Source organism: Streptomyces sp. NBC_01255 (assembly GCF_036226445.1).
Classification (GTDB): Bacteria; Actinomycetota; Actinomycetes; order Streptomycetales; family Streptomycetaceae; genus Streptomyces.
On sequence record NZ_CP108474.1, the window covers coordinates 3049277 to 3074717 of the forward strand.

At 69.6% G+C, this 25441-nt stretch carries 20 protein-coding genes; 11 read left to right on the forward strand and 9 right to left on the reverse strand.

Annotated elements, in window-relative coordinates; translation table 11 throughout:
• Positions 1-230: 230 nt before the first annotated feature.
• The 5 genes from OG357_RS13325 to OG357_RS13345 all read right to left on the reverse strand — a co-directional run bounded on the left by OG357_RS13325 (position 231) and on the right by OG357_RS13345 (position 6011).
• Positions 231-1340 carry an ABC transporter ATP-binding protein gene (locus tag OG357_RS13325; protein ID WP_329621338.1) on the reverse strand — a complete coding sequence of 370 codons (1110 nt, stop codon included), beginning with the start codon at positions 1338-1340 and terminating at the stop codon, positions 231-233.
• Entirely contained in the window at positions 1333-2391 is a 1059-nt protein-coding gene (locus OG357_RS13330) for an ABC transporter ATP-binding protein (RefSeq protein WP_329621339.1), read from the reverse strand. The genes OG357_RS13325 and OG357_RS13330 overlap by 8 nt, the downstream gene beginning before the upstream one ends.
• 17 nt (positions 2392-2408) lie before the next feature.
• Positions 2409-3359, reverse strand: a complete 951-nt coding sequence (locus OG357_RS13335; RefSeq protein ID WP_329621340.1) for an ABC transporter permease — start codon at positions 3357-3359, stop codon at positions 2409-2411.
• Entirely contained in the window at positions 3352-4278 is a 927-nt protein-coding gene (locus OG357_RS13340) for an ABC transporter permease (protein WP_329621341.1), read from the reverse strand. The genes OG357_RS13335 and OG357_RS13340 overlap by 8 nt, the downstream gene beginning before the upstream one ends.
• A gap of 89 nt (positions 4279-4367) precedes the next feature.
• Positions 4368-6011 (reverse strand): peptide ABC transporter substrate-binding protein, encoded by a 1644-nt coding sequence (locus OG357_RS13345; RefSeq protein ID WP_329621342.1) that lies wholly within the window; start codon positions 6009-6011, stop codon positions 4368-4370.
• Between the two features lie 578 nt (positions 6012-6589).
• Here OG357_RS13345 and OG357_RS13350 point away from each other — a divergent pair.
• On the forward strand, positions 6590-7174 hold the full coding sequence (locus OG357_RS13350) for a hypothetical protein (protein WP_329621343.1): 585 nt from the start codon (positions 6590-6592) through the stop codon (positions 7172-7174).
• Positions 7175-7407: 233 nt separating this feature from the next.
• Here the strand turns inward: OG357_RS13350 and typA are convergent, their stop codons facing one another.
• Together typA and OG357_RS13360 are read right to left on the reverse strand one after the other, a co-directional pair.
• Positions 7408-9309, reverse strand: a complete 1902-nt coding sequence (gene typA / locus OG357_RS13355) for a translational GTPase TypA (protein ID WP_329621344.1) — start codon at positions 9307-9309, stop codon at positions 7408-7410.
• A 343-nt stretch (positions 9310-9652) separates the two neighbouring features.
• Entirely contained in the window at positions 9653-12097 is a 2445-nt protein-coding gene (locus tag OG357_RS13360) for an ABC transporter family substrate-binding protein (RefSeq protein WP_329621345.1), read from the reverse strand.
• 248 nt (positions 12098-12345) lie between these two features.
• On the opposite strand from OG357_RS13360, the gene OG357_RS13365 reads away from it, so the two are divergent.
• The 4 genes from OG357_RS13365 (at position 12346) to OG357_RS13380 (ending at position 16157) form a co-directional block, all read left to right on the forward strand.
• The gene (locus tag OG357_RS13365; RefSeq protein WP_329621346.1) at positions 12346-12573 is read left to right on the forward strand and encodes a hypothetical protein; all 228 of its coding nucleotides are present in this window, start codon (positions 12346-12348) and stop codon (positions 12571-12573) included.
• A gap of 64 nt (positions 12574-12637) precedes the next feature.
• Positions 12638-13459, forward strand: a complete 822-nt coding sequence (locus tag OG357_RS13370) for a hypothetical protein (protein ID WP_329621347.1) — start codon at positions 12638-12640, stop codon at positions 13457-13459.
• A 17-nt stretch (positions 13460-13476) separates the two neighbouring features.
• The gene (locus tag OG357_RS13375) at positions 13477-15390 is read left to right on the forward strand and encodes a fumarate reductase/succinate dehydrogenase flavoprotein subunit (RefSeq protein WP_329621348.1); all 1914 of its coding nucleotides are present in this window, start codon (positions 13477-13479) and stop codon (positions 15388-15390) included.
• Entirely contained in the window at positions 15387-16157 is a 771-nt protein-coding gene (locus OG357_RS13380; protein ID WP_329621349.1) for a succinate dehydrogenase/fumarate reductase iron-sulfur subunit, read from the forward strand. Before OG357_RS13375 ends, OG357_RS13380 begins: the two co-directional genes overlap by 4 nt.
• Before the next feature lie 34 nt (positions 16158-16191).
• Here the strand turns inward: OG357_RS13380 and OG357_RS13385 are convergent, their stop codons facing one another.
• Positions 16192-16980: a transglutaminase domain-containing protein gene (locus OG357_RS13385; protein ID WP_329621350.1), complete on the reverse strand. Its 789-nt coding sequence runs from the start codon at positions 16978-16980 to the stop codon at positions 16192-16194.
• 164 nt (positions 16981-17144) lie between these two features.
• On the opposite strand from OG357_RS13385, the gene OG357_RS13390 reads away from it, so the two are divergent.
• Complete coding sequence (locus OG357_RS13390; protein ID WP_329621351.1) at positions 17145-18194, forward strand: LacI family DNA-binding transcriptional regulator; 1050 nt, start codon at positions 17145-17147, stop codon at positions 18192-18194.
• Positions 18195-18248: 54 nt separating this feature from the next.
• Here the strand turns inward: OG357_RS13390 and OG357_RS13395 are convergent, their stop codons facing one another.
• Positions 18249-19250: an acetylxylan esterase gene (locus OG357_RS13395; RefSeq protein ID WP_329621352.1), complete on the reverse strand. Its 1002-nt coding sequence runs from the start codon at positions 19248-19250 to the stop codon at positions 18249-18251.
• Between the two features lie 224 nt (positions 19251-19474).
• On the opposite strand from OG357_RS13395, the gene OG357_RS13400 reads away from it, so the two are divergent.
• The 5 genes from OG357_RS13400 (at position 19475) to OG357_RS13420 (ending at position 25430) form a co-directional block, all read left to right on the forward strand.
• On the forward strand, positions 19475-20719 hold the full coding sequence (locus OG357_RS13400) for a sugar ABC transporter substrate-binding protein (RefSeq protein WP_329621353.1): 1245 nt from the start codon (positions 19475-19477) through the stop codon (positions 20717-20719).
• 5 nt (positions 20720-20724) lie between these two features.
• A complete protein-coding gene (locus OG357_RS13405; RefSeq protein WP_329621354.1) occupies positions 20725-21738 on the forward strand; it encodes a carbohydrate ABC transporter permease in 1014 nt (337 codons plus the stop codon).
• The gene (locus OG357_RS13410) at positions 21735-22580 is read left to right on the forward strand and encodes a carbohydrate ABC transporter permease (RefSeq protein ID WP_329621355.1); all 846 of its coding nucleotides are present in this window, start codon (positions 21735-21737) and stop codon (positions 22578-22580) included. Before OG357_RS13405 ends, OG357_RS13410 begins: the two co-directional genes overlap by 4 nt.
• A 57-nt stretch (positions 22581-22637) precedes the next feature.
• Entirely contained in the window at positions 22638-23846 is a 1209-nt protein-coding gene (locus OG357_RS13415; RefSeq protein ID WP_329621356.1) for a glycoside hydrolase family 1 protein, read from the forward strand.
• Between the two features lie 153 nt (positions 23847-23999).
• Positions 24000-25430, forward strand: coding sequence for a glucoamylase family protein (locus tag OG357_RS13420; RefSeq protein ID WP_329621357.1), 1431 nt, complete (start codon positions 24000-24002; stop codon positions 25428-25430).
• The last annotated feature ends 11 nt before the right edge of the window (positions 25431-25441 follow it).

The following is a 25441-nucleotide window of genomic DNA, read 5'->3' on the forward strand; positions in this document are numbered from 1 at the left end:
ACTGAATCTTACTTAGGCCCCAATATCACCCCCTTTTCTTAGTTACGCACGTTCTGTGCTTCACTCGTGTGACCCTGCCTCAGGAGAACAGGACCGCCCGGAAGGCCGGAACCCGACGGCGTGCTCCTCGCTGCAGCCGGACACGATGAGCCCCGCGACGCGAAGAGGGGCCCGGCCGAAACGGCCGGGCCCCTCTCTCACGCGAGGACATCTAGCAGAGCGTCAGAGCGTCATCCGGAGTGGACGACGTTCTTCTCCTCGGCGAAGTGGCACGCCGAGAAGTGCGCGGCCGGGGTGTCCCGGCCCTGGAAGGGCTCCGGGATCGCGAGGAGCGGAGCCTCCTGGGAGCACTTCTCCTGCGCCTTCCAGCAGCGGGTGCGGAAGCTGCAGCCCGACGGCGGGTTCGCCGGCGAGGGGACGTCACCGGTGAGGATGATCCGCTCGCGGTGGGCGCGGGCCTCCGGGTCCGGCACCGGCACCGCGGAGAGCAGCGCCTGGGTGTAGGGGTGCGTCGGGTGCTCGTAGATCTGCTCGTCCGTACCGATCTCGGCCATCTTGCCGAGGTACATGACGCCGACCCGGTCCGAGATGTGCCGGACGATCGACAGGTCGTGCGCGATGAAGAGGTAGGACAGGTTGAACTCGTCCTGGAGCTTCTCCATCAGGTTGATGACCTGCGCCTGGACGGAGACGTCCAGGGCCGAGACCGGCTCGTCGCAGATGATGATCTCCGGGTTGAGCGCGAGGCCGCGGGCGATGCCGATGCGCTGGCGCTGACCGCCGGAGAACTGGTGCGGGTAGCGGTTGATGTACTCGGGGTTGAGACCGACGACATCGAGGAGCTCCTGCACCTTGCGGCGCCGGTCGCCCTTCGGGGCCACCTCAGGGTGGATGTCGAAGGGCTCGCCGATGATGTCGCCGACCGTCATGCGCGGGTTGAGCGACGTGTACGGGTCCTGGAACACCATCTGGATGTTGCGGCGGACGGCCTTCAGCGCGCGCCCGGACAGCTTGGTGATGTCCTGGCCCTTGTAGAAGACCTCGCCCGCGGTGGCCCGCTCCAGGTTCATCAGGAGCTTGGCGACCGTGGACTTGCCACAGCCGGACTCGCCCACGATGCCGAGGGTCTCGCCCTGGTGGAGGTCGAAGGAGACCCCGTCCACGGCCTTGACCGCGCCGACCTGACGCTTGAACAGGATGCCCTGCGTCAGCGGGAAGTGCTTCTTCAGGTTGCGCACCTGGAGGATCGGCTCACCACGCTCGACCGGAGCCTCGATGGCGGCTACGGCCTCCGCCTCGGACGCGGCCACGGCCTCGTCGTTCTTGCTGAACTCAGCCATGGATCGTCTCCTTCCAGAAGTGGCAGGCACTGCCGCGACCCGGGAGATCCGCGCCGTCCTGCTCGGTGACCGGCACGAGCACCGGCACGTCCGTACGGCAGACGTCGTCCGCCTTCGGGCAGCGCGGGTTGAAGGCGCAGCCCGACGGGATCTTCAGCAGGTTCGGCGGCAGGCCCTTGATCGCGTACAGCTCCTGGCCCTTCTGGTCCAGGCGCGGGATCGATTCGAGGAGCCCCTTGGTGTAGGGGTGGGCCGGGCGCTTGTACAGCTCGTGCACCGGCGCCTGCTCGACGATCCGGCCCGCGTACATCACGGCGATCTTGTCCGCGACGTCGGCGACGACGCCGAGGTCGTGGGTGATCAGGATCAGACCCATGTTGTACTCGCGCTGGAGCTCCGCGAGGAGGTCCATCACCTGGGCCTGAACAGTCACGTCGAGCGCCGTGGTGGGCTCGTCCGCGATGATCAGGTCCGGCTCCAGGGCGAGCGCCATCGCGATCATGATGCGCTGGCGCATACCGCCGGAGAACTGATGCGGGTAGTCGTTCACGCGAGCGGCGGCGGCCGGGATCTTCACCCGGTCCATCAGCCCGATCGCCTTGACCTTGGCCTCCTTCTTGGAGAGGCCCTGGTGCACCCGGAACATCTCGCCGAGCTGATAGCCGACGCTGAGCACGGGGTTGAGCGAGGACAGCGCGTCCTGGAAGATCATCGCGATCTTGCTGCCGCGCACCTGGCGGTGCTCCTCGTCGGACATCTTGAGCATGTCCTGACCGCGGAAGACGATCTCTCCCTTGGTCACGAACCCCGGCGGGGTGTCGAGGATGCCCATGATGGCCTGAGCGGTCACGGACTTGCCGGAACCGGACTCGCCGAGGACGGCGAGGGTCTCGCCCGCCTTCACGGAGTACGAGACACCGTTCACGGCCTTCGCGACGCCCTCACGGGTGCGGAACTCCACATGGAGGTCGCGCACGTCGAGGAGCGGACCGTCGAAGGTCGCGCCGTCACGCGGCGCGGGAACGCTCGCGGTTTTGTCGATGGTGGTCACTGCGTTCGTCCTTACTCTCAGCGCAGCTTCGGGTCGAAGGCGTCACGGACCGCGTCGCCGAGCATGATGAAGGCGAGGACCGTGATGGTGAGCATTCCGGACGGGAACAGCAGCGGGTGCAGACCCGACGAGATGCGCTGCTGGGCCTCGGAGATCATCACGCCCCAGGAGATGGCCGGGGGCCTGATACCGATACCCAGGAAGCTCAGGGTTGCTTCCGCGCCGATGACGGCACCCAGCGAGATCGTGGCGACCACGATGAGCGGGGTGATCGAGTTCGGCAGTACGTGACGGAACATCATCCGCGACGTGGAGGCACCCAGCGAGCGGGCGGCTGCCACGTAGTCGGCCTGCTTGACCTGCATGACGGCGCCGCGCATGACGCGGGCCATGGACATCCAGCCGACCACGGTCAGCGTGAGGACCACGGCCATGACGCCGGCGTTGCGCATGCCCTTGTCGTCACGGAAGTTGTTCAGGATGACGATCGCGGCGAGCAGCAGCGGCAGGCCGAAGAAGACGTTGGTGACGAACGAGAGGAGGGCGTCCGTCCACTTGCCGAAGAAACCGCCGAGCACACCGACGAGGCCGCCGATGACCAGGGAGAAGGCCGTCGTCAGCACACCCACGATGATCGAGTTGCGGGTGCCGTAGATGGTCTGCGAGTAGACGTCGCAACCCTGGAAGTTGTAGCCGAACCAGGCGCTGCCGCTGGGGCCCTCCATCGAGTGCTTCAGGTCGCACGCGAGCGGGTCGACGCTGGTGAAGAGACTCGGGAAGGCCGCGATGACGACGATGCCGAAGATCAGAGCCGCGGAGACGAGGAACATCGGGCGGCGGATCAGGTCCCGGAAGGCGTCCTGCGCGAGACTGCGCGTCTTGTCCTGCTTGGTCGAGGCGGGGGCGGGCGCGGAAGGCCCGGCGTAGTCCTCGACGACCGTGTCGGTCTTCTGTGTCGTGTCACTCATAGCGAATCCTCGGGTCAAGCACGGCGTACAGCATGTCCACGACCAGCGCGGTGATCAGATAGACGAGCACCAGCAGACTGACGAATCCGACGACCGCCGGACCGTCCTCCACGTTCAGGGAGGTGAACAGCTGGTAGCCCACGCCGGGGATGTTGAAGATGCCCTCGGTGACGATCGCGCCGCCCATGAGGGTGCCGAGGTCGGCGCCCAGGTAGGTGACGACCGGGATCAGCGAGTTGCGCAGCACGTGGATGCCGACGACCCGGCTCTTCGGCAGGCCCTTGGCCTTCGCGGTCCGGATGTAGTCGGCGCGGAGGTTCTCCGCGACGGACGCCCGGGCGAGACGCGCGATGTAGGCGAGCGACACCGAGCCGAGCACCAGACCCGGCAGCAGGTAGCTGACGAGTCCGTCGTCGGTGCCGGAGACGGGGAACAGTCCCCACTCCTGTCCGAGGAACGTCTGGCTGACATTGCCGAGCACGAAGATCGGGACGGCGATGACGGTCAGGGTGGAGAGAAGCACCAGGTTGTCGATGAAGCTGCCGCGGCGCATGCCCGCGAGCACACCGGCGACGACGCCGACGACAAGCTCGAAGGCGAAGGCCACACCGGCGACCTTCAGGGTGTGGGGCCAGGCCTCGGCGAGGAGCTCGGCGATGGGCCGGCCCTGCTGGATGGACTCACCGAAGTTGCCCTGGAGCAGCCCCTTGAAGTAGTACCAGTACTGCATCCACCACGGCTCGTTGAGGTGGTACTGAGCGGTGAGCGTCGCTCTGATGTTGTCGGGTACTGGCTTCTCGCCGTACAGGTTCTGGATGGGGTCGCCACCCATCTGCGTGACGAGCAAGTAGACGATCAAGGTGGTGCCGATGAAGACGGGCACCATCTGAAGGATTCGTCGAATGACGAACCGGCCCATGGATCCTCCTCGCGAGAAGCGGCGGGGGCTGGTGTGCCGGCCCCCGCCGCCGTTCTCGACTCTTAAAGTGGGTCAGATACCTGAGGCCGTCAGGCCTTGGAGATCTTGGTGACGTCGACCCGGTTGAAGAGGTCCATCTCGACGTTCGACACGTTCTTGCTGTGCGCGAACACGTTCTTGCCGAAGCGGAGCGGGATCACCGGCATGTCCTGGACGAGCACGTCCTCGGCCTGCTGCCACAGCTTGATGGCCTCGGCGGAGGTCTTCGCGGCGCGGCCGTCCTCGACCAGCTTGTCGAACTTCTTGTTGCTGTAGCCGTAGTAGTTCGAGGAACCACCGGTGGTGAACAGCGGGCCGAGGTAGTTCTCCATGGACGGGTAGTCCATGATCCAGCCCATGCGGAACATGCCGGAGAACTTCTTCTGCTCGACCTGGGTCAGCAGCTCGGCGAACTGCGGGACGGCCTGGCCGACACACTCGACGCCGAGGTTCTTCTTGACCTGGTTGCAGGTGGCGTCCACCCACTCCTTGTGACCGCCATCGCCGTTGTAGCCGATGTTGATCTTGTTGCCCTCGATGCCGCCGACCTTGTCGAGGAGAGCCTTGGCGGCCGCCGGGTCGAACTTGCAGGAGTCACCGCAGGTGTTGTCGCGGTAGCCGCCCACGACCGGGGAGACGAAGGAACGAGCCGGGGCCTGCGAGTCGTTCAGGATCACCTTGGTGATCTCTTCACGGTCGATGGCCATCGAGATCGCCTTGCGGACCTCGGGCTTCGAGTACTTCTTGTCGTACGTCGGGAACGACACGAACTGGAAGGTCGAGGCCGGGGACGACTTGAAGCGCTCGCCGAACTGCTTCGGGGCGTTGGCCAGCTCGGAGCTCGGGACCTGCGGGATGACGTCAAGGGCGCCGGCGACGACGTCCTTATACATCGTCTCCTGCTTCTGGTAGATCTTGTACGTCACCGAGTCCACGTTGGGCTTGTTGGTGCCCGTGTAGTCAGGGTTCTTGACGACCTTGATCGACTTGTTGTGGTCCCACTTGCCCTCGATCTTGAAGGCGCCCTGGCCGATCGGGGCCTGCTCGTAGGCCTTGATGTCCTTGATCGCGGCGTCCGGCAGCGGGTAGAACACCGTGTAGCCGAGGACGGTCTTGTAGTCGGCGAAGGGCTTCGCCAGCTTGACCGTGAAGGTGGTCTCGTCGACGACCTTCAGACCCGAGAGCTCCTTGGCGGTCGGCTCGGGGGCCTTCTTCGGGCCCTCCGCGCCGTCCGGGTCCGCCGGGTTGAGGGCGTCGTAGCCCTCGATGGTGGCGAAGAAGTAGTTGCCGTCGGCCGCGTTCGGGCCGAAGGCGCCCCAGTTCCAGCCCTGGACGTAGCTCTTGGCGGTCACCGGGGTGCCGTCGTGGAACTTCTGGCCCGGCTTGATCTTGACGGTCCAGAGCGAGTTGTCGGTCGAGGTGATCGACTCGGCCGCGTCCTCGACCGGCTGGTTCCCGGCGCCGTAGCTGACGAGCGGACGGAACAGCGCGTCCAGCACCTGCGAGCCCTCGGACTCGGTCGTCGTCTGCGGGACGAGGCGCTTCGGCTCGGAGATGCCGACGCTCACAGAACCGCCGGCCTTGCCCTTGCCCTCACCCTCCTTGCCCTTTTCGTTGCTTCCGCCACAGGCGGTTGCTGCCAGGGCGACGACGATCGCGCCCGCTACCCACTTGGCGCTGTTGGCACCACGCATGGGTTCCTCCTCATGAGTCCACTTGTCACTACGAGAGGGGCTTCTTGGAGAAGGCCGACACCCCTGACGGCCGAGGACTCCAGTGCCCCGAGTGTGCTCGTGAGTCGGCACTCCCCACAGTGCGTGACCCATTGACCCGAGCTCAGTGGAGCCAACTATTGAGTACGTCCGGGCTGTAAACCACACTTAAGTGGTCTCGGTTTGACAACATCACCAAGCCCTGGGTGACCGAAATCCGGACAAACTGAGCCCAGACAGACACACCCGAAACGGACTGTTAACACACGTACCGGAGAGCTACGTTCGAAATGCGGACGTCTCCCAGGGAAATCGGTTTGACTCGACCCGGCGGTCGATCCCGGCCTCCCGGGCATTCGATCCCGACTCCCCGGGCTGTCGATCCCGGCCTCCCCGCGCCCCTCGCCCGACCGCGGCAACTCCCCAACGGGCTTGCCAACCTCAGAAGTTGCTCAAAACTGTGTCCTATGTCTCCGTCGAGCCGCAAGACTCCCATCCGACCCGCTGACCACGGGTCGCCCAGCCGCTCCGACGGAGCGGCTCTACACGAGGGGAACATCATGCGCAACAAGCTCACGGCGGGCCTTGCCACCACCTGCCTGTCGGCGGCCACGCTTGCCCTGCTGCCCGCCGCCAGCGCGGAAGCCGCCGACCCGATGTGCAGGGCGGGGTCCATCAAGTACACCTGGTCCACCGTCAGCAAGTCGCCGGTCGTCACCCACCGCAAGGCCATCGAGCACTACACCGGCGGCGTCGTGACCAAGACCGTCAGCGCCTCGTCCGTCACCAGCATCACGGCCTCCGTCACCGCCACCTCCGGTGTCGAGGTCAGCGGCAGCGTCGCGATGGCCAGCTTCAGCGGCAAGGTCGGCCTCGAGCTGAAGGCCGAGGGGTCGAAGACCAAGACCACGGCCGAGTCCATCACTCACCGGCTGTCCTCCCGCGGCAAGTACGTCCTGTACTCGGGCACCGTCAAGACCCAGGGCTACTACACCCAGTTCCGCTGCGACCGCGGCACCCGCTGGGTGAACACCGGTAACTACGGCAAGGCCATCAGCTTCACCGTAGCCACCGAGGGCGGCCTCAAGTGCGGCACCTCCGTCCCGGCCGGCAGCCTCGCCTCGTACGCCAAGCGCTACTGCTGACCGCGGCGCGCCGGGCTGACCACCCGACGCGTCGAGCCGGACCGACCGTCCGGCGATAGGGGTACGAAGAAGACATCGCAACCAGGGGGAAGCACCGCAAGGTGGGGGACGCCTCGCCGCACGCACGCCGAACGCCCGGCCGGAGACTTCCGGCCGGGCGTTCGGCGTGGACACTTCGGCGCCGCCCCTACGGGAGATCCCGCAGGGGCCGCTTCACCGGCTGGGTGGCCGGATCAGCCGTTCTTGGCGCGGGAGGTCGCACGGCCACGAGCGTTCTGGTCGAGGATGACCTTGCGGATGCGCACGGCCTCCGGGGTCACCTCGACGCACTCGTCGTCGCGGCAGAACTCCAGGGACTGCTCCAGGGAGAGCTTCCGCGGCGGGACGATCGCCTCGAAGGAGTCGGCGGAGGAGGAGCGCATGTTGGTGAGCTTCTTCTCCTTCGTGATGTTCACGTCCATGTCGTCGGAGCGGGAGTTCTCGCCGACGATCATGCCCTCGTACACCTCGGTGCCGGGGTCGGTGAACAGGACGCCGCGCTCCTGGAGGTTCGTCATCGCGAAGGCGGTGACGGCACCGGCGCGGTCGGCGACCAGCGAACCGTTGTTACGGGTCGTCAGCGTGCCGAACCAGGGCTCGTGGCCCTCGTGGATCGAGTGGGCGATGCCCGTACCGCGGGTGTTGGTCAGGAACTCCGTACGGAAGCCGATGAGGCCACGGGACGGAACGACGAACTCCATGCGGACCCAGCCGGAGCCGTGGTTCGACATGTTGTCCATGCGGCCCTTGCGGACGCCCATGAGCTGCGTGACGGCGCCCATGTGCTCCTCGGGCACGTCGACCGTGAGGCGCTCGACGGGCTCGTGGGTCTTGCCGTCGACCTGCTTGGTGACGACCTGCGGCTTGCCGATGGTCAGCTCGAAGCCCTCGCGGCGCATCTGCTCGACCAGGATGGCGAGCGCGAGCTCACCACGGCCCTGGACCTCCCAGGCGTCCGGGCGCTCGGTGTCGAGGACGCGGAGCGAGACGTTACCGATCAGCTCGCGGTCCAGACGGTCCTTGACCTGGCGGGCGGTGACCTTGCGCTGCTTGACCGCGGACTTGGCGTCCGCGCCCTTGCCCGTGCCACCGCGGCCGACGAGCGGCGAGGTGTTGGTGCCGATGGTCATGGAGATGGCCGGCTGGTCGACCGTGATCAGCGGAAGCGCGATCGGGTTCTCCGGGTCGGCCAGGGTCTCGCCGATCATGATGTCGGGGATACCGGCGACGGCGCAGATGTCACCGGGGCCGGCGACCTCGGCGGGCTTGCGGGTGAGCGCCTCGGTCATCATCAGCTCGGTGATGCGGACGTTGGAGATCGTGCCGTCACGCTTGATCCACGCGACCGTCTGGCCCTTGCGCAGCTCGCCCTGCTCGACGCGGAGGAGCGCGATACGGCCGAGGAAGTTGTCGGCGTCCAGGTTGGTGACGTGGGCCTGGAGGGGGGCCTCCTCGTCGTACACCGGGGCCGGGACGTGCTCCAGGATGGCGGAGAAGAACGGCTCCAGGCTGTCGCTGTCCGCGGGAACGGTGCCGTTCTCCGGCTTGGTCAGCGAGGCGATGCCGTCACGGCCGCAGGCGTAGACGATCGGGAACTCGATCTGGTCCTCGTCCGCGTCCAGGTCGAGGAAGAGGTCGTAGGTCTCGTTGACGACCTCGTCGATCCGGGAGTCCGGGCGGTCCGTCTTGTTGATGCAGAGGATGACCGGCTTGCGCTGCTGGAGCGCCTTGCGCAGCACGAAGCGGGTCTGCGGGAGCGGACCCTCGGAGGCGTCCACGAGGAGGACGACCGCGTCCACCATCGACAGACCGCGCTCGACCTCGCCACCGAAGTCGGCGTGACCGGGGGTGTCGATGATGTTGATCGTGATCGGGGCCCCGCCGTCCTTGGGGTGATACTTCACCGCCGTGTTCTTGGCGAGGATCGTGATGCCCTTCTCACGCTCCAGGTCGTTCGAGTCCATCATGCGGTCGTCGAGCTGCTGGTGGGCGGCGAAGGCACCGGCCTGCTTGAGCATGGCGTCGACGATGGTCGTCTTGCCATGGTCGACGTGGGCGACGATGGCGACGTTACGGATGTCGTGGCGCGTGGGCATGGGTGCTTGCGCTTCTCTCGGATCGTGGGATTGGCGTCAGTTCCTCGTACGCCCGCCGGGCGGACGCGCCACGGCTATGTCCTATGGTACGGGGCTGCCGCGCAAGGGGCTTCCCCGCCCGGATCCGAGAGGGTCTACTAGGGGGTTTCGGCGTGTGCCCGGTCGCGCTGGGGACGCTCCGGGCACGCGGGAGATGCGGTGCTGCTGTGGTGCGACTGCGGTGTGACAGCGGACCGGCCGGGTCAAGCGGCCGACGCGATCCTGCCCGCCGGGGTCACCGGCGGGCAAGGAAATTGAGCTGCTTCTGAGGTTGTGACCAGCGGTTTCGTAGACTTTGGAGCTTTCAGCGGTTTCGCTCTGCTCCGTTGGAGGATTCGGGCTTCTTGAAACCGATGTCCTGGTAGCGGGGGACGGCGAGGCCCCAGGCCCCCGCGTTCACGATGTCCGCCTTCGCCGCGACCAGCTGCGGGCGCTGGTAGAGGGGGATGGACCCGGCCGCTGCCCAGATCCGGGCGTCCGCCTGGCGGACGAGCTCACGGGCCTCCTCCGCGTCGAGTGTCCCGGCCGCCTGGTCGAAGAGCTGGTCGATGCGGTCGGTGCCGACCCGCGAGTAGTTCTGCTCGACCAGGAGCGAGCCGTCCGACGCAGGCTCGGGCTTGGCGAAGATGGGCCGGGCGTCGGTCGCCGGGAAGGCGGAGGCCGGCCAGGAGTAGAGGGCCAGGTCGTAGTCGCCCGCGGCGACGTGGTCCTTGAAGAAGCTGTCGTCCGGGACCTTGGTGACCTGGGTACGGATCCCCACCGCGTCGAGCATCCGGACGATCCGGTCCCCGACCGCGCGCAGCGACTCCGAGCCGGGCCCGGACGGCAGGACGAAGCGGAGGCTGAGCGCCTTGCCGTCCTTGCCGAGGACCCGCGTGGCCTCGGGCACGGTCACGGGGGCCGCGGTGCCGCGCGGGGCGTAGGCCCCGGCCACTCCCCGGTCCGGCTTGGCGACCGGGACACCGGCCCGGGCTCCGGAGCCCGTGCCGGTGTCGAGCGCCTCGGCCCGGGCGAGGAGTGCGGCGCTCTGGCGGGCGGCCGCGACGGCCGGGGCGAGGACGTGGGTGCCGTTCTCGGGGCCCGCGGCACCGATGACGGGGGCGGGGAGGGCCCTGGGGTCGCCCGGCTTGTCGTCGCCGACGATGTAGAGGCCCTCGTCGGAGGCGGTGTCGTTCGCCTTCTTCTTGGCGTCGGCGGCGTCGGTGGCGGTGGTGGCGGTGGCGTCGGTGGCGGAGCCGGCGGCCTTGTCGGCGGACTTCGCCTTCTTCTCCCCCTCGGCCTGCTTCGCCTTCTTCTCGGCCTCGCTCCCGGCCTCGGCGCCGTCCTTCGCGCCGGCCGGCTTCCGGAGCGCCCCGCCCGGGACCCAGCCCGCGTCGGCGAGGAGCGCCCGCGCCTCGTTGGTGTCCTGGTCGCCGAGGGCGTCGCTGCTGTCCGCGTACGCCGCCTGGCCGGCGAGGGCCAGGTGGCTGCCGGGGGGCGTAGCGGGGAGGCCGAGGGGCTTGAGTACGGACTCGGCCAGTTCCTGGCGGTTGATGGCGCGGGCCACCGCCCGCCGTACCCGCTCGTCGGCGAGCGCGCCGGACTCGCCGTTCAGCGAGAGCTGGGTGTAGGCGGGCTCCAGGGACTTGCGGACGACGAAGCCGGCGAGGGTGTCCTGCTCGTTCGCGTACAGGGCGACGGCCTGCTGGTTCTTCTGGCGGGCGGCCTGGACCTCCTCCGCCTTCTCCTCGTCGGAGCCGTACGCGAGGGCCCAGGACTTCAGCGCCTTGGAGGGGGTGATCGCCGAGCCGGGGCCGTGGGCGAGGGCCGCCTGCGCGCCGTTCCGGCCGGCGCGGGCGTCCCGGAGCGCGAGGGCGATCCGTTCGGCCGTGGTGCGGTCGATCTCGGCCAGGTCGAGCTTGCCCGCGGCGAGGGACGCGGCGCGGTCGGCCCGGGGGACGGCCTTGAGGACGAGGCTGTCGAGCTTGGCGGACTGCCCCCACCAGCGGGGGTTGCGGGCCAGGGTGACGTCGCCGCTCTTGCGGTCGATCGACTTCAGCAGGAACGGTCCTGCAGTGGCCTTGAGCGTGGTGCGCGCCCCGTCGTTGAAGGAGTTCGGGGACCCCATCACCTGCTTCGGGTAGAGCGGGGTGAAGAGGGACTGCCAGTCGGCGTAGGGCTTGGAGAAGGTGACCCGCACCTCCAGGTCGTTCTTGCCCCGCTCGATCTTCTCGATCCGCTCGTAGCCGGAGTTGCGGGCGGTCCAGTACGCGGTGTCGCGGCCGCTCAGCGCCCGCCACTGGGCCACGAAGTCGGGGGCCCCGATCTCGCGTCCGTCGCTCCACACCGCCTGCTGGTGGAGCTTGTAGAGGACGACCTGCTTCGGCTCGGTCTCGACGACCTGCGCGGACTCCAGGTAGTCCGGGTTCAGCTGCGGCCGGCCCCGCTCGTCGATCGTGTAGAGGGAGGGGAGGACGGCCCCGGCGATGCGGGCGGTGGTGCCGTCGGCGTCGGCCTGGAAGCTGTTCAGGGTGGTGGGCAGCGCGTCGACGGCCCAGCGCAGGGTGCCGCCGTCGGCCACCTTGTCGCGCGCGGCGGGGGCGTTGTCCTGGGCGGCGGCCGGGGCCTCGTCGGCTTCGTCGCCGGAGCTGCAGCCGGCGAGCACGGTGACGGCGAGGACCGCACTGGTGAGGGTGGCGACGGAGCGGAGCGTGCGGGAGCGGGGGCTCCTGGAGCATGTCCTCCCGCGAGGGGCGCCGAACTGGGACATGACTTGTACCCCTTCGTCCAGATTTATGCCATTTGGAGATGATCAGACCTATTGCTCATACACTGAAAAGGACGGAGCGGATCCGGCCACGGCGACACGGCGGCACGTCCGGGAAACCCCACTCGTGCGGCCCAACGACCCCGACCCGGGGCGCTCCGGACGAGTGGAAACCCGTGCACATGGCTTCCCAAGCGGGATGTGACGCGCGACACTCCTGCGGAAGCCGCTCGCGGAAGTGAGGGCAACCCATGTCCGTTCAGGACGATCTGGCGGCCGTCAAGCGCTGCCTCGAAGAGCTGGTCCGCACCGTCGGCCAGCTGGAGCGGTCCGTCACGGCGGAGCGGGGCCCGGCCCCGGCACCGACCGCCGGCCGCGCCGAAAGCCTGGTGACCATCCCCGACGCCCCGTACGACAGCGAGCTGTGGACGGACACGGACGACGAGGGCCTGGGAGCACGCGACCGCCACGCGCCTTAGCCGTCACGCGCCCGGGCCACCACGCGCCTGAGGACGTACCGGCAACCGACCGGAGGAGGGCCTGTTGGCCACAGGTACGGAACCGCCCGGGTCCGCGACGGGGGTGCGCTCCCCGGGGCGCGCCGCCATCGCCGCCCGCCATCTGCGCACCGACCGGTGGTGGCTCTCCCCCGCCGCCACCGCGGCCGGACTGCTCGCCTTCGTCGCGTACTCGACCTGGCGGGCGTTCGCCGCCGCCGACTACTACGCGGCCCCCTACGTCTCGCCGTTCTACTCGCCCTGTCTGGCGTCGAACTGCGTCCCCATGGAGGGCGGGCCGAACTGGGAGATCTTCGGCAGCTGGTGGGGCCTCTCCCCCGCCCTGCTGATCCTGGTCTTCCCGCTCGGCTTCCGGCTCACCTGCTACTACTACCGCAAGGCGTACTACCGGGGCTTCTGGGCGTCTCCCCCGGCCTGCGCAGTCGCCGAGCCCCACCGGACGTACACGGGCGAGACCCGCTTCCCGCTGCTCCTGCAGAACCTCCACCGGTACTTCTTCTACGCGGCGCTGCCGGTCGCCGGCATCCTCACGTACGACACCGTGCTGACCTTCCGCGACGCCTCGTACGCCTGGGGGCACGCGGGGCTCGGGACGCTGGTCTTCCTCGTGAACATCGCCCTCATCTGGGCGTACACCCTGTCCTGCCACTCCTGCCGGCACATCGTCGGCGGCCGGCTGCGGCACTTCTCGAAGCACCCCGTCCGGTACCGGCTGTGGACCTGGACCGGGCGGCTGAACCGGTGGCACATGCAGCTCGCGTGGGCCTCGCTGATCAGCGTCGCCGTGTGCGACCTGTACGTGTACCTGCTCGCGACCGGCACCTTCGACGACCCGAGGTTCTTCTGACGTGAGGTTCTTCTGAGATGGCAGTGGTGGAGCGACAGCAGTGGGACGTGATCGTGGTCGGTGCCGGCGGGGCCGGACTGCGGGCCGCGATCGAGGCGCGCCGGGCGGGCGCCCGTACCGCCGTGATCTGCAAGTCCCTCTTCGGCAAGGCCCACACCGTCATGGCCGAGGGCGGAATCGCCGCTTCCATGGCCAATGCCAACGAGCACGACGACTGGAAGACGCACTTCCGCGACACCATGCGGGGCGGCAAGTTCCTCAACCAGTGGCGGATGGCCGAATTGCACGCCCAGGAGGCCCCGGACCGGGTCTGGGAGCTGGAGACCTGGGGCGCACTCTTCGACCGGACCGCGGACGGCCGGATCTCGCAGCGCAACTTCGGCGGGCACGAGTACCCGCGCCTCGCGCACGTCGGCGACCGGACCGGGCTCGAACTCATCCGGACCCTCCAGCAGCGGATCGTCGGCCTCCAGCAGGAGGACCACCGCGAGACCGGCGACCACGAGGCGCGGCTGAAGGTCTTCCAGGAGTTCACCGTCACCCGGATCCTGAAGGGCGCGAACGGCCAGGTCGCCGGGGTCTTCTGCTACGAGCGGGAGAGCGGGCGCTTCCTCGTCCTGGAGGCACCCGCGGTCGTCCTCGCGACCGGCGGCATCGGCAAGTCCTTCAAGGTCACCTCGAACTCCTGGGAGTACACGGGCGACGGGCACGCGCTCGCTCTGCTCGCGGGCGCGCCGCTGGTGAACATGGAGTTCGTGCAGTTCCATCCGACCGGGATGGTCTGGCCGCCCTCGGTGAAGGGCATCCTCGTCACCGAGTCCGTGCGCGGCGACGGCGGCGTGCTGCGGAACTCCGAGGGCGAGCGGTTCATGTTCGACTACGTCCCCGACGTCTTCAAGGAGAAGTACGCGCAGACGGAGGAGGAGGGCGACCGCTGGTACGAGGACCCCGACCACAACCGGCGCCCGCCCGAGCTGCTGCCGCGCGACGAGGTGGCGCGGGCCATCAACGCCGAGGTGAAGGCGGGGCGCGGCTCCCCGCACGGCGGGGTGTTCCTCGACGTGTCGACGCGGATGCCGGCGGAGGTGATCAAGCGGCGGCTCCCCTCGATGTACCACCAGTTCAAGGAGCTGGCCGATGTCGACATCACGGCGGAGGCCATGGAGGTCGGGCCGACCTGCCACTACGTGATGGGCGGCGTGGCCGTCGACTCCGAGACGGCGGCCACCGTCGGCGTGCCGGGGCTCTTCGCGGCCGGCGAGGTGGCGGGCGGCATGCACGGCTCCAACCGGCTCGGCGGCAACTCCCTCTCCGACCTGCTCGTCTTCGGCCGGCGGGCCGGGCTCTACGCGGCGCAGTACGCGATGTCCGGGGCGGGGGGCGCGGTCGTGGCGGACGACATCGAGACGGCGGAGGCGGAGGCGCTGGCGCCGTTCGGCGGGGTGTCGGGGGGCAGGGCGCCGTCGGTCGGCGCGTCGGAGAACCCGTACACGCTCCACCAGGAACTCCAGCAGACGATGAACGACCTCGTCGGGATCATCCGGCGGGAGGGCGAGATGGCCGAGGCCCTGGAGCGGATCGCCGCCCTGCGGGAGCGGGCCCGCCGGATCGGCGTCGAGGGACACCGGCAGTTCAACCCGGGCTGGCACCTCGCCCTCGACCTGCGAAACATGCTCCTCGTCGGCGAGTGCGTGGCCCGGGCGGCCCTGGAGCGCACCGAGTCCAGGGGCGGGCACACCCGGGAGGACCACCCCGCGATGGTGCGGGAGTGGCGGCCCGTGAACCTGCTGTGCCATGCCGACGGCGACGGCATCGGGCTCGAACGGATCCGTACCGAGCCGATCCGTCCGGACCTGCTCGCCCTCTTCGAGCAGGAGGAACTGGCCAAGTACCTCGCCGACGGTGAGCTGGAAGGGGAGCTGGGGGCATGAGTACGTACGACGCGCGGTTCCGGGTGTGGCGCGGCGACACCGACGGCGGCGAACTGACCGACTACACGGTCGAGGTGCACGACGGGGAGGTCGTCCTCGACGTCGTCCACCGGCTCCAGGCCACCCAGGCACCGGATCTCGCCGTGCGCTGGAACTGCAAGGCGGGCAAGTGCGGTTCGTGCTCGGCCGAGATCAACGGACGGCCCCGGCTGCTCTGCATGACCCGGATGTCGGTCTTCGCGCGGGACGACGTGATCACCGTGACCCCGATGCGCGCCTTCCCGGTCGTCCGCGACCTGGTCACGGACGTCTCCTTCAACTACAAGAAGGCCCGGGAGATCCCGGCCTTCGTCCCGCCGCCCGGGGTCGGCCCCGGCGAGTACCGGATGCGGCAGGAGGACGTGGACCGCTCGCAGGAGTTCAGGAAGTGCATCGAGTGCTTCCTGTGCCAGGACACCTGCCATGTGGTGCGCGACCACGAGGAGAACAAGGAGGCCTTCGCCGGGCCCCGCTTCCTCATGCGGGTCGCGGAGCTCGACATGCACCCGCTGGACGCGGCGGAGGAGGCCGGAATCGACCGGCGGCGGAGCGCGCAGGAGGAGCACGGGCTCGGCTACTGCAACATCACCAAGTGCTGTACGGAGGTGTGCCCGGAGTCCATCCGGATCACCGACAACGCGCTGATCCCGCTGAAGGAGCGGGTCGTGGACCGGAAGTACGACCCGCTGGTGTGGCTCGGCAACACGATCAGGCGGCGGAAGGGGTAGCGGACTCCGGCCGCTCGGCGGGTGCCGCAGGCCGTCAGGCTGCCGCGCCCGCGCTCCACCGGCCGAGGACGGGCTCGGCGAGGGTGCGGGCGGGGCGGCACAGCGTCTGGCCGTGGCGGGCGAACAGCTCGTCGCGCGAGCCGAACCGGCCGAGGTCCGTGCGGAGGTGGGCGGAGAGGTCGCAGGGGGCGGTGGAGCCCGCGCACGCGGCCGGCGCGTCCCAGTCCACCGGGGTCCGGGCCACGGCCTCGAAGAGGGTCTCCGGACCGTGATTGGTGAAACCCGCTGTCGTACGCGTGCCCTGGGCCTCGAAGAGCTCCGCCACCGGCACCCAGGCGTCGTCGAGCAGGAACTCGGGCCAGGTCAGCAGGACTTCCTCGGGCACGAAGGGGCGCACCTTCGGGAAGCGCGGGTACCAGAACGCGCCGTCGACCAGCAGGCCCCGCACCCGGGTCGGCACTCCGAGCGAGCGGGCCACCGCCTCCAGGACCGCCATGCGTTGGCTGCACGAGCCGCGGCCGAGCCGCAGCGTCCGGGACACGCGGCGCCGGTCCTCCACGGAGTACACCGGCCGGACGGTCGGGACGATGATCCCGTGGGCCGTCCGGAGCCGGTCGCGCGCCGTCACCGCGCCCCGCTCGTCCGCCTCCCGCAGGACCCTCGCGACGAACGCGACGACCCGCGGGTGCTCCAGGTCCAGGATCGGCGTGGGGCGGGTGGACCCGGCGGCCGCGTTGCCCGCGGTCCTGCCTGCGGTCCTGCCAGGGGTCCTGCTTGCGTTCCTGTTCGCGTTCCGGACGGGCATCAGCAGACGACTGGTCATGGCGTACTCCCCCTCGGTGCGGCGGCATCGGGCCGACGACCTCATCCTCCTCCGGGCCGCGGAGCACCCCGCACGCAGGGGCGTAGTTGGCGCTCGGGCGCACGCCGCCCTACTGTGAATGCGCTTTCACACTGCTCCACACAACGAGGACGGATGGTCGGCCGGTGAGTGCCCCCACGGTGTACGACGTCGCCGAGCGCGCGGGCGTCTCCATTGCCACGGTGTCGCGGGTGTACCGCAACCCCGACTCGGTACGCGAACAGACCCGCGACCGCGTCCTGGAGGCCGCCCGCGGGCTCGGCTACGTGCCGAGCGGCAGCGCGCGCGGCCTGGCCAGCCGGACCACGGGCGTGCTCGGGCTCTGCTTCCCCGACTACTCCGACCCGGACACGATCGGGATCGAGGACGGCGTCGAGGACGACGACGCCGCCATGCTCTACAGCGACCAGATCATCCGGGGCATGGAGCGGGCGGCCAGGCGACACGGGTACGCGCTGCTGATCGCCGCCTCCCTGGAGGGCGGGCCGCAGACCCTCGTCAACCAGGTCGCGGGGCGGGTCGACGGCTTCGCCGTCCTCGCGCGGACCGTGCCGACCGAGGAGCTGGAGGTCATCTCGCGCCGCCTTCCGGTCGTGATGCTGGCGGGCCCCCGGGAGATCGACCACCTCGACCACATCGAGGTCGCCAACGCCGACGGGCAGCGCGCCCTCACCCGGCACCTGATCGAGGACCACGGGCTGCGGCGCCTGGTCTTCGTCGGCGCCGCCGAGGAGTCGCCGGACGTCGAGGCGCGGTTCGCGGGATACGCCGCCGCCTGTCGCGACGCCGGGCTCCCGGTGCCGGACGCCCCTGACGTACGGGCGCCCCTGATGACCCAGGCCGAGGGCGCCCGCGCGGCCGAGGCGCTGCTCGACCGGAGCGGCGAGCCACCGCAGGCGATGGTCTTCGCCAACGACCAGATGGCGGTCGGCGCGCTCCAGGCCCTGGAGCGGCGGGGCCTGCGGGTTCCCGCCGACGTCGCCGTGACCGGCTTCGACGGCATCCCGCTGAGCCGCCTGGTCCGCCCGACGCTCACCACGGTCCGCCAGCCGATGCGCCGCCTGGGCGAAGAGGCCGTCGAGCTCCTCGTCCAGCGCCTGGGCGACCGCGAACGCACCCCGGAGTCCCTGATGCTGCCGGTGACACTCGCGAAGCGGCAGAGCTGCGGCTGCTGAACGACCGCGAGGGGACACGGGGGGCCGGGGAGGCCCGGGAGGGGACGCTCGGGGCTACGCCACCGGCGTCCGCCCGAAGAACGCCGTCGTCGCCTCGCCCAGTGCCGCCGTCTCCTCCGCGAGGCCCGCGTGCTCGAAGTGCCCCGCCGTCAGGACGTGCAGCTCCTTCGGTCCGCCCAGCGCGTTGTACACCGCGAACTGGCCCGGCGGCGGCACCGCCGGGTCGAACAGCGCCCCGGCGACGAGCACCGGCACCCGGATCCGCCGCGCCGCTGTCGCCGCGTCGGCGTACGCCAGGACCTCGGCCACCTCGGGGTGGCGGGCCGCGTACCCGCGTACCGACTCCCCGCTGCCCACGCTCTCCAGGGTCAGCCGGAGAGGGTGGTTGCCGAAGGTCGGCACGGTCAGCCGGGCGGCGCCGAAGCGCGCGTCCCAGGGCAGGGCGAGCGCGCCGAGCCCACCGCCGAAGCTCTCGCCGAGGTAGCCGAGCGGCCGCTCCGCCACCTCGGGGACCAGTGTGCGCAGCGCCGTCGCCGCGCACCACAGATCCGCCGCGCAGTCCGCGATGACGTACGTGTCCCGGCTCGCGATGCCCTCCAGGACGTGCCGGAAGGCGACATCGGGGATCCCTGGCACCCGGCCCCGCTCACCCATGCCCCGCACGCACGGGAGGATCGCGGCCGAACGGGGCAGCGGCAGGGGGACGTCCGGCCCGACCCGGTCGCGGCCCCCGTAGCCGTGCCCGATCACGAAGCCCCGCTCCGCCGGGCCCGCCTCGGGGAGGGCCAGCCAGCCGCCGAGCCGTACGCCGCCGACGGAGCTGAAGGTCATCCCGTGGATCCGGACGCCGTCCCGCACCTCCTCGACCGCCCCGATCTCGGGTGCGGGATCGACGGCGAGCGCGGCCTCGTACCGCTCGCGCCAGTACGCCTCGAACCCCGCCGGCTCCGGTGGCGCGGGCACCCGGAGAAGCCGGTCGAGCCCGTATCCGTGGCCCGGGTCGAAGGGGAAGTCGTGCGCGAGCGCCACCGCGCCCGGGGTCTCTGCGATGTCCACGGGCGACGAACCTAGCCGACGACGAATGGATCACAAATACTTTCATAGGGCACACAACTCGCTTACGGTGCGGATGGCGACGGGGACGGCACACCCGGGTGTCGCGCATGTTGCAGGAATGTGACCCCAGCCCCTCTTGCAAAGCCCAGGGACGCCGCAGCACAGTGATGTATGCGCTTACAGACAGCGCATACATCCGGTCGGAGCTCAAGGAGGAGCCGTCCATGCATCGCGCCGCCAGAACCCTCACGGCAGCCATCGCCCTCGCGACGGCCTTCGGCATCACCGCCTGCGGATCCTCGTCGGGCGGCGGGGTCGCCGCCGACGAGAAGCAGACGCTCACCGTCTGGGCGATGGGCGCCGAGGGCGAGAAGCTGGGCGACGTGGCGAAGGAGTACCAGAAGACCCACCCGAACGTGACCGTCCAGGTCACCCCGGTCGGCTGGGACGTCGCCCACCAGAAGCTGGTCTCCGCCGCAGCGGCCGGCACCCTCCCCGACGTGGCCCAGATGGGCGGCTCCTACATGGGCGAGTTCGCCGAGCTCGGCGTCCTCGAACCCGTCGACACCCAGACCTTCCGCAAGGCCGACTTCTTCCCGGCCGGCTGGGAGCAGGGCGAGATCGACGGCACCGCCTACGGCGTCCCCTGGTACGTCGACACCCGCGTGCTCTACTACCGCACCGACCTCGCCAAGCAGGCCGGCGTCACCAAGGCCCCGGCCACCTGGACCGACCTCCAGGCCGCCGCCACCGGCTACCAGAAGAAGGCCGGCACCAAGTGGGGCCTCTACGTCCAGGGCAACGGCCTCGACACCGTCCAGAGCTTCTACCCCTTCCTCTACTCCGCCGGCGGCGAGATCGTCGACAAGGACGGCAAGGCGGTCCTCGACAGCCCCGCCTCGGTCCGCGCTCTCAAGGAGTACGGCTCCTACTTCGACAAGGGCCTCACCAAGAAGAGCGTCCAGCCCGGCTACGACGTCCTGAAGGACTTCAACACCGGTGACGTCCCGATGTTCTTCTCCGGCCCCTGGATCATGTCGATCCTCAAGGAGCAGTACCCGCAGCTCGACGGCAAGTGGGCCGTCGGCCCCGTCCCCTCCGACAAGACCTCCGTCTCCATGGCCGGCGGGTCCAGCCTGGTGATCTCCAAGGACAGCGAACACAAGGCCTCCGCCAAGGAGTTCATCCGCTACCTGACCGACGCCAAGGGCCAGGCCGACTGGTACGAGCGGACCAGCGACCTCCCCGCCAACACCGCCGCCTGGAAGACCGGCGCACTGGCGGAGGACGCCGGCCTCCAGGTCTTCCGCAAGCAGATGGAGACGGCCAAGGTCTCCCCCGCCCTGCCCAAGTGGTCCGAGATCACCTCCAAGGTCGACGCGGCCATCGAGTCCGTCACCCAGGGCAAGGCTTCCGCCGAGGACGCCGCCAAGAAGGCGCAGTCCGAGGTCGAAGGCCTCGTGAAGTAGGAGACATGGGCACCACGACCGGACCGGCCGCACGCACGGCCAAGGGACACAAGACCCCGGCGCACGCCGGGCCGGGGGCCGCGACGCCCCCGGCCGGCGGGCCGGCCGCCTCCGGCCGCCCCGGGCGCGGGAAGACCTCGCTCGGCCGGCAGAACCTCGCCGGCTGGCTGTTCTCCACCCCCTTCCTCACGCTCTTCGCGGTCTTCATGGCGTTCCCGATCATCGCCACGCTGGCGATGAGCTTCACCGACTTCGGGCTCCGCAACGTCACCCGCCCGTTCGAGGCGAACTTCGTCGGCTTCGAGAACTACGCCAAGCTCTTCGGCGACGAGAAGTTCCTCACGTCGCTCTTCAACACGGCGTACTTCGTGGTGATCGGCGTCCCGCTGACCCTGCTGCTCGGTCTGGCCGTCGCCGTCCTCCTCAACAACGGCATAGACCGGGCGAGGACCTTCTTCCGGGTCGGCTTCTACGCCCCCGTGGTCACCACGATCGTCGCGGTGGCCGTGGTCTGGCGCTTCGTCCTGGACCCCTCCGACGGCCTGGTCGCCGGACTCCTCAGCGAAGTGGGGCTCACCTCCCCCGACTTCCTCGGCTCCGAGACACTCGCCATGCCGTCGATGATCGCGATGGCCGTATGGCGGAACACGGGCACGGTCATGGTGCTGCTCATCGCCGGGCTCCAGGCCATCCCGACCGAGGTCAGGGAGGCCGCCCGGCTCGACGGCGCCGGCGGCTGGCGGGAGTTCCGCCACATCACCGTCCCGCTGCTGCGGCCGACCCTGCTCTACGCCACGGTGATCACCACCATCGGCTACCTCAACGTCTTCGAGGAGCCCTTCGTGATGACGCAGGGCGGCCCGTCGGACTCCACCCTCACCGTCTCGCTCCACATGTACCGCGAGGGCTTCAACTTCTTCCACATGGGCTACGCGAGCGCGATGGCGTACGTGCTCTTCGTCGTGATCATGGCCGTCACGGTGCTCCAGCTCCGTCTGCTGAAGGACAACACCGAATGAGCCTCACCCACGCCTCCGCCTCCCGGCTCAGGAAGTCCCTCGTCTATCTGCTGCTCTCCCTCGGACTGCTGGTCTTCTCCGCCCCGTTCCTGTGGATGGCCCTCTCGGCCTTCAAGACCAGCAGCGAGCTGACGGCCAGTCCCCCGGTGTGGATCCCCACCGAGTGGACCCTCGACAACTTCTCGCGGCTGCTCGACAAGCTGGACCTGCCGCTCTACTTCATGAACTCGCTGATCGTGGCCGTGCTCGTCACCGTCGCGAACCTCGTCTTCTGCTCGATGCTCGGCTACGCCCTGGCCAAGCTGAGGTTCGCCGGCCGCAACAAGCTCTTCGGACTCGTCCTCGGCGCCCTCATGGTGCCGGGCAACCTGATGCTGCTGCCGCTCTTCGTCCTGATGAGCAAGCTCCGGCTGATCGACACCTACGCCGGTCTCGTGCTGCCCTTCGCCGCGGGGGCCTTCGGGGTCTTCCTCATGCGCCAGTTCATGCAGTCGATCCCCGACGAGCTCATCGAAGCGGCCCGGATGGACGGGGCCCGCGAGTGGTACATCTTCTGGCGGATCGTGATGCCCCTGGTGAAACCGGCACTCGCGACCCTCTCGATCTTCACGTTCCTCGGGTCGTGGAACAACTTCGTCTGGCCGTTGATCGCGACCAACGACCCCGACAAGTACACCCTTCCGGTGGCGCTGGCGACCTTCGCCACGGACCCCAACAAGTCGGCGGGATCCAACGGCATGCTCATGGCCGGGTCGCTCCTGGTCGTCCTGCCGGTCCTGCTGCTCTTCCTCGTGATGCAGCGCCACTTCACCCAGGGCATCGCCACAGCCGGCATGAAGTAGCCGCCCGAACGGACGCCCCCTTCCGACGTACGCACATCCCCTCAGAGAGACACGCCGATGACGCACACCCCGTACCCGTTCCCCGAGGGCTTTCTGTGGGGCGCCTCCACCGCGGCCCACCAGATCGAGGGCAACAACACCAACAGCGACTGGTGGGTGAAGGAGCACACCGACGGCACCCACATCCAGGAGCCGAGCCTCGACGCCGCCGACAGCTACCACCGCTGGCGCGAGGACATGGACGTGCTGGCCGGGCTCGGCTTCACCGACTACCGCTTCTCCATCGAGTGGGCCCGCATCGAACCCGCACCCGGCCGCTTCTCCCGGGCCGAACTGGCCCACTACCGCCGCATGGTGGAAGGCGCCCTGGAACGCGGTCTGCGCCCGATGGTCACCCTGCACCACTTCACCGTGCCCCAGTGGTTCGAGGAGCGCGGCAGCTGGACCGCCGAGGGTGCCGTCGAGCTCTTCGCCCGCTACGTCGCGGCGACCGCGCCCGTCATCGCCGAGGGCGTCGGTCATGTCTGCACCATCAACGAGCCCAACATGATCGCCGTGATGGCGGGGGCCGCCAAGGCCGGCGACATCGGCTTCCCCCCGGCCGGTCTGCCGACCCCCGACGAGGAGACGACCCAGGCCGTCATCGCCGCCCACCACGCGGCCGTGAAGGAGGTCAGGGCGATCAACCCCGACATCCAGGTCGGCTGGTCGATCGCCAACCAGGTCTACCAGGCCCTCCCCGGCGCCCAGGACGTCGCCGCCGCTTACCGCTACCCGCGCGAGGACGTCTTCATCGAGGCGGCCCGGGAGGACGACTGGATCGGTGTCCAGTCGTACACCCGGACCAAGATCGGCCCCGAAGGCCCGATCCCGGCACCGGAGGACTGCGAGCGCACGCTGACGCAGTGGGAGTACTACCCGGCCGCACTCGGCCACGCCCTGCGCCACACCGCCGACGTCGTCGGCGACGTCCCGCTGATCGTCACGGAGAACGGCATCGCCACCGCCGACGACAGCCGCCGCGTCGACTACACGACCGGGGCCCTCTCCGAGGTCGCCGCCGCCCTGGAAGACGGTCTCGACGTCCGCGGCTACCTGCACTGGAGCGCCCTGGACAACTACGAGTGGGGCTCCTACAAGCCGACCTTCGGCCTGATCTCCTTCGACCCGGAGACCTTCGCGCGCACCGCCAAGCCCTCCGCCGTCTGGCTGGGCGGCCTCGGCCGCAGCCGGGAGCTGCCGCGCACGGACCGGCAGGCGGGCTGAGGCCCGGGGCGGCCGGACCGCCCCCGGCAGCCCGGGCGCCCGGAGCCGTCGGAGCGCCCCGAGGACCGGAAGCAACCACCACCAGACCCGGGAGCCGGCGGAACCTGACAGCCGCCGGCTCCCGTCACATCCGCAGTGGGGAGCTGGACCTTCATGGATCGTCGTACGTTTCTGACCGCAGCGGGCACGGGTGCCGCCGCGCTGACCGTCGGCCCGCTCGGGGCCCTGTCCACATCCGCTGCCGCCGCCGAGCGGCCGGTTCGTCGTCCTCATACCTTTGATACACCGCTGCTCCGGAAGTGGTTCCGGGATACGTATCACTCGATCGAGGCAATGACCACGGAACTCGGTCTCGCCACCGACAAGATCGACCTCAGCGGTCCAGGCGCTCCCATGCGGTCGGTGCAGACCTCCCCCACCAACATCGCCTGCGGGCTGTGGTCGACGGTCGCCGCCGCGGGCCTGGGCGTCATCGACCGCGGCACGATGCACCGGCGCCTCGCCCGTACGGTCACGGCGGTGGAAGGGCTCGAGCGCCACCACGGCTTCTGGCTCAACTGGTACGACTCCCGGACCGGTTCGGTGCTCACGTCGTGGCCCGGGACCGGCGACCCGGTCCGCCCGTTCCTGTCCTCTGTCGACAACGCCTGGCTGGTCACCGGCCTCATGATCGCCGCCGACGCGGACCCCGCGCTGCGCGGCCGCGTCGCCCGGCTCCTGGCCGACGCCGACTGGTCGTACTACTACACGCCGTACGACCCGGCGGACCCGGTCAAGGGCCCCGGCCAGCTGCGCGGCGGCTTCTGGCCGGACAAGGAGGAGCCGACCGGCCATCACTACGGCGCCCTCAACACCGAGCCGCGTATGGCCAGCTACCTGGGTATCGGCGACGGCTCGCTGCCGTCCCACCACTACTGGCACCTGCTGCGGACGATGCTGCCCGAGCACGGCCAGGAGCAGGTCCCGGGCGGCGGCTACGAGACGATCGAGGGCGTGCGGGTCTTCAACGGCCACTACACCCACCGGGGCCGCAAGCTCGTGCCGAGCTGGGGCGGTTCGATGTTCGAGGCGCTGATGGTGCCGCTGTTCGTGCCGGAGTCCGAGTGGTCCCCGCGCTCCTGGGGCCGGACGCACCAGCGGTACGTGCGCTCGCAGATCGAGCACGGTCTGGACGAGGCGCGGTACGGCTACTGGGGCTTCTCCCCCGCGAACATCCCGTCCGGCGGATACCGCGAGTACGGCGTCGACGCCATCGGCATGCAGACCGAGGGGTACGAGTCGCTGGGCGTCGTCACCCCGCACGCCTCCTTCCTGGCCCTGCCGTTCGCCCCGGCGGAGGCCATGGCCAATCTGCGGGCCCTGGAGCGGGACTTCGGCGCGTACGACGAGGAGTACGGATTCCGGGACTCGGTGGACGTCACGACGGGCCGGGTCAGCGACTTCGTGCTGGCGCTCGACCAGGGCATGATCGCGGCCGCGCTCGCCCAGGTACTGCTGCCCGGCCTGCTCCAGCGCCCCTTCCGTACGGGCGGCTTCGCCGCGCGGGTGCGGCCGCTGCTCCGGAAGGAACGCTTCAGCATCTAGGGGGTGTCTTG

What these genes read in the sequence shown, in the direction of transcription:
- OG357_RS13325 (WP_329621338.1), bottom strand. Translation starts at nt 1,340, where the DNA reads ATGGCTGAGTTCAGCAAGAACGACGAGGCCGTGGCCGCGTCCGAGGCG.
- OG357_RS13335 (WP_329621340.1), bottom strand. Translation starts at nt 3,359, where the DNA reads ATGAGTGACACGACACAGAAGACCGACACGGTCGTCGAGGACTACGCC.
- OG357_RS13340 (WP_329621341.1), bottom strand. Translation starts at nt 4,278, where the DNA reads ATGGGCCGGTTCGTCATTCGACGAATCCTTCAGATGGTGCCCGTCTTC.
- OG357_RS13345 (WP_329621342.1), bottom strand. Translation starts at nt 6,011, where the DNA reads ATGCGTGGTGCCAACAGCGCCAAGTGGGTAGCGGGCGCGATCGTCGTC.
- OG357_RS13350 (WP_329621343.1), top strand. Translation starts at nt 6,590, where the DNA reads ATGCGCAACAAGCTCACGGCGGGCCTTGCCACCACCTGCCTGTCGGCG.
- typA (WP_329621344.1), bottom strand. Translation starts at nt 9,309, where the DNA reads ATGCCCACGCGCCACGACATCCGTAACGTCGCCATCGTCGCCCACGTC.
- OG357_RS13360 (WP_329621345.1), bottom strand. Translation starts at nt 12,097, where the DNA reads ATGTCCCAGTTCGGCGCCCCTCGCGGGAGGACATGCTCCAGGAGCCCC.
- OG357_RS13365 (WP_329621346.1), top strand. Translation starts at nt 12,346, where the DNA reads ATGTCCGTTCAGGACGATCTGGCGGCCGTCAAGCGCTGCCTCGAAGAG.
- OG357_RS13375 (WP_329621348.1), top strand. Translation starts at nt 13,477, where the DNA reads ATGGCAGTGGTGGAGCGACAGCAGTGGGACGTGATCGTGGTCGGTGCC.
- OG357_RS13380 (WP_329621349.1), top strand. Translation starts at nt 15,387, where the DNA reads ATGAGTACGTACGACGCGCGGTTCCGGGTGTGGCGCGGCGACACCGAC.
- OG357_RS13385 (WP_329621350.1), bottom strand. Translation starts at nt 16,980, where the DNA reads ATGACCAGTCGTCTGCTGATGCCCGTCCGGAACGCGAACAGGAACGCA.
- OG357_RS13400 (WP_329621353.1), top strand. Translation starts at nt 19,475, where the DNA reads ATGCATCGCGCCGCCAGAACCCTCACGGCAGCCATCGCCCTCGCGACG.
- OG357_RS13405 (WP_329621354.1), top strand. Translation starts at nt 20,725, where the DNA reads ATGGGCACCACGACCGGACCGGCCGCACGCACGGCCAAGGGACACAAG.
- OG357_RS13410 (WP_329621355.1), top strand. Translation starts at nt 21,735, where the DNA reads ATGAGCCTCACCCACGCCTCCGCCTCCCGGCTCAGGAAGTCCCTCGTC.
- OG357_RS13415 (WP_329621356.1), top strand. Translation starts at nt 22,638, where the DNA reads ATGACGCACACCCCGTACCCGTTCCCCGAGGGCTTTCTGTGGGGCGCC.
- OG357_RS13420 (WP_329621357.1), top strand. Translation starts at nt 24,000, where the DNA reads ATGGATCGTCGTACGTTTCTGACCGCAGCGGGCACGGGTGCCGCCGCG.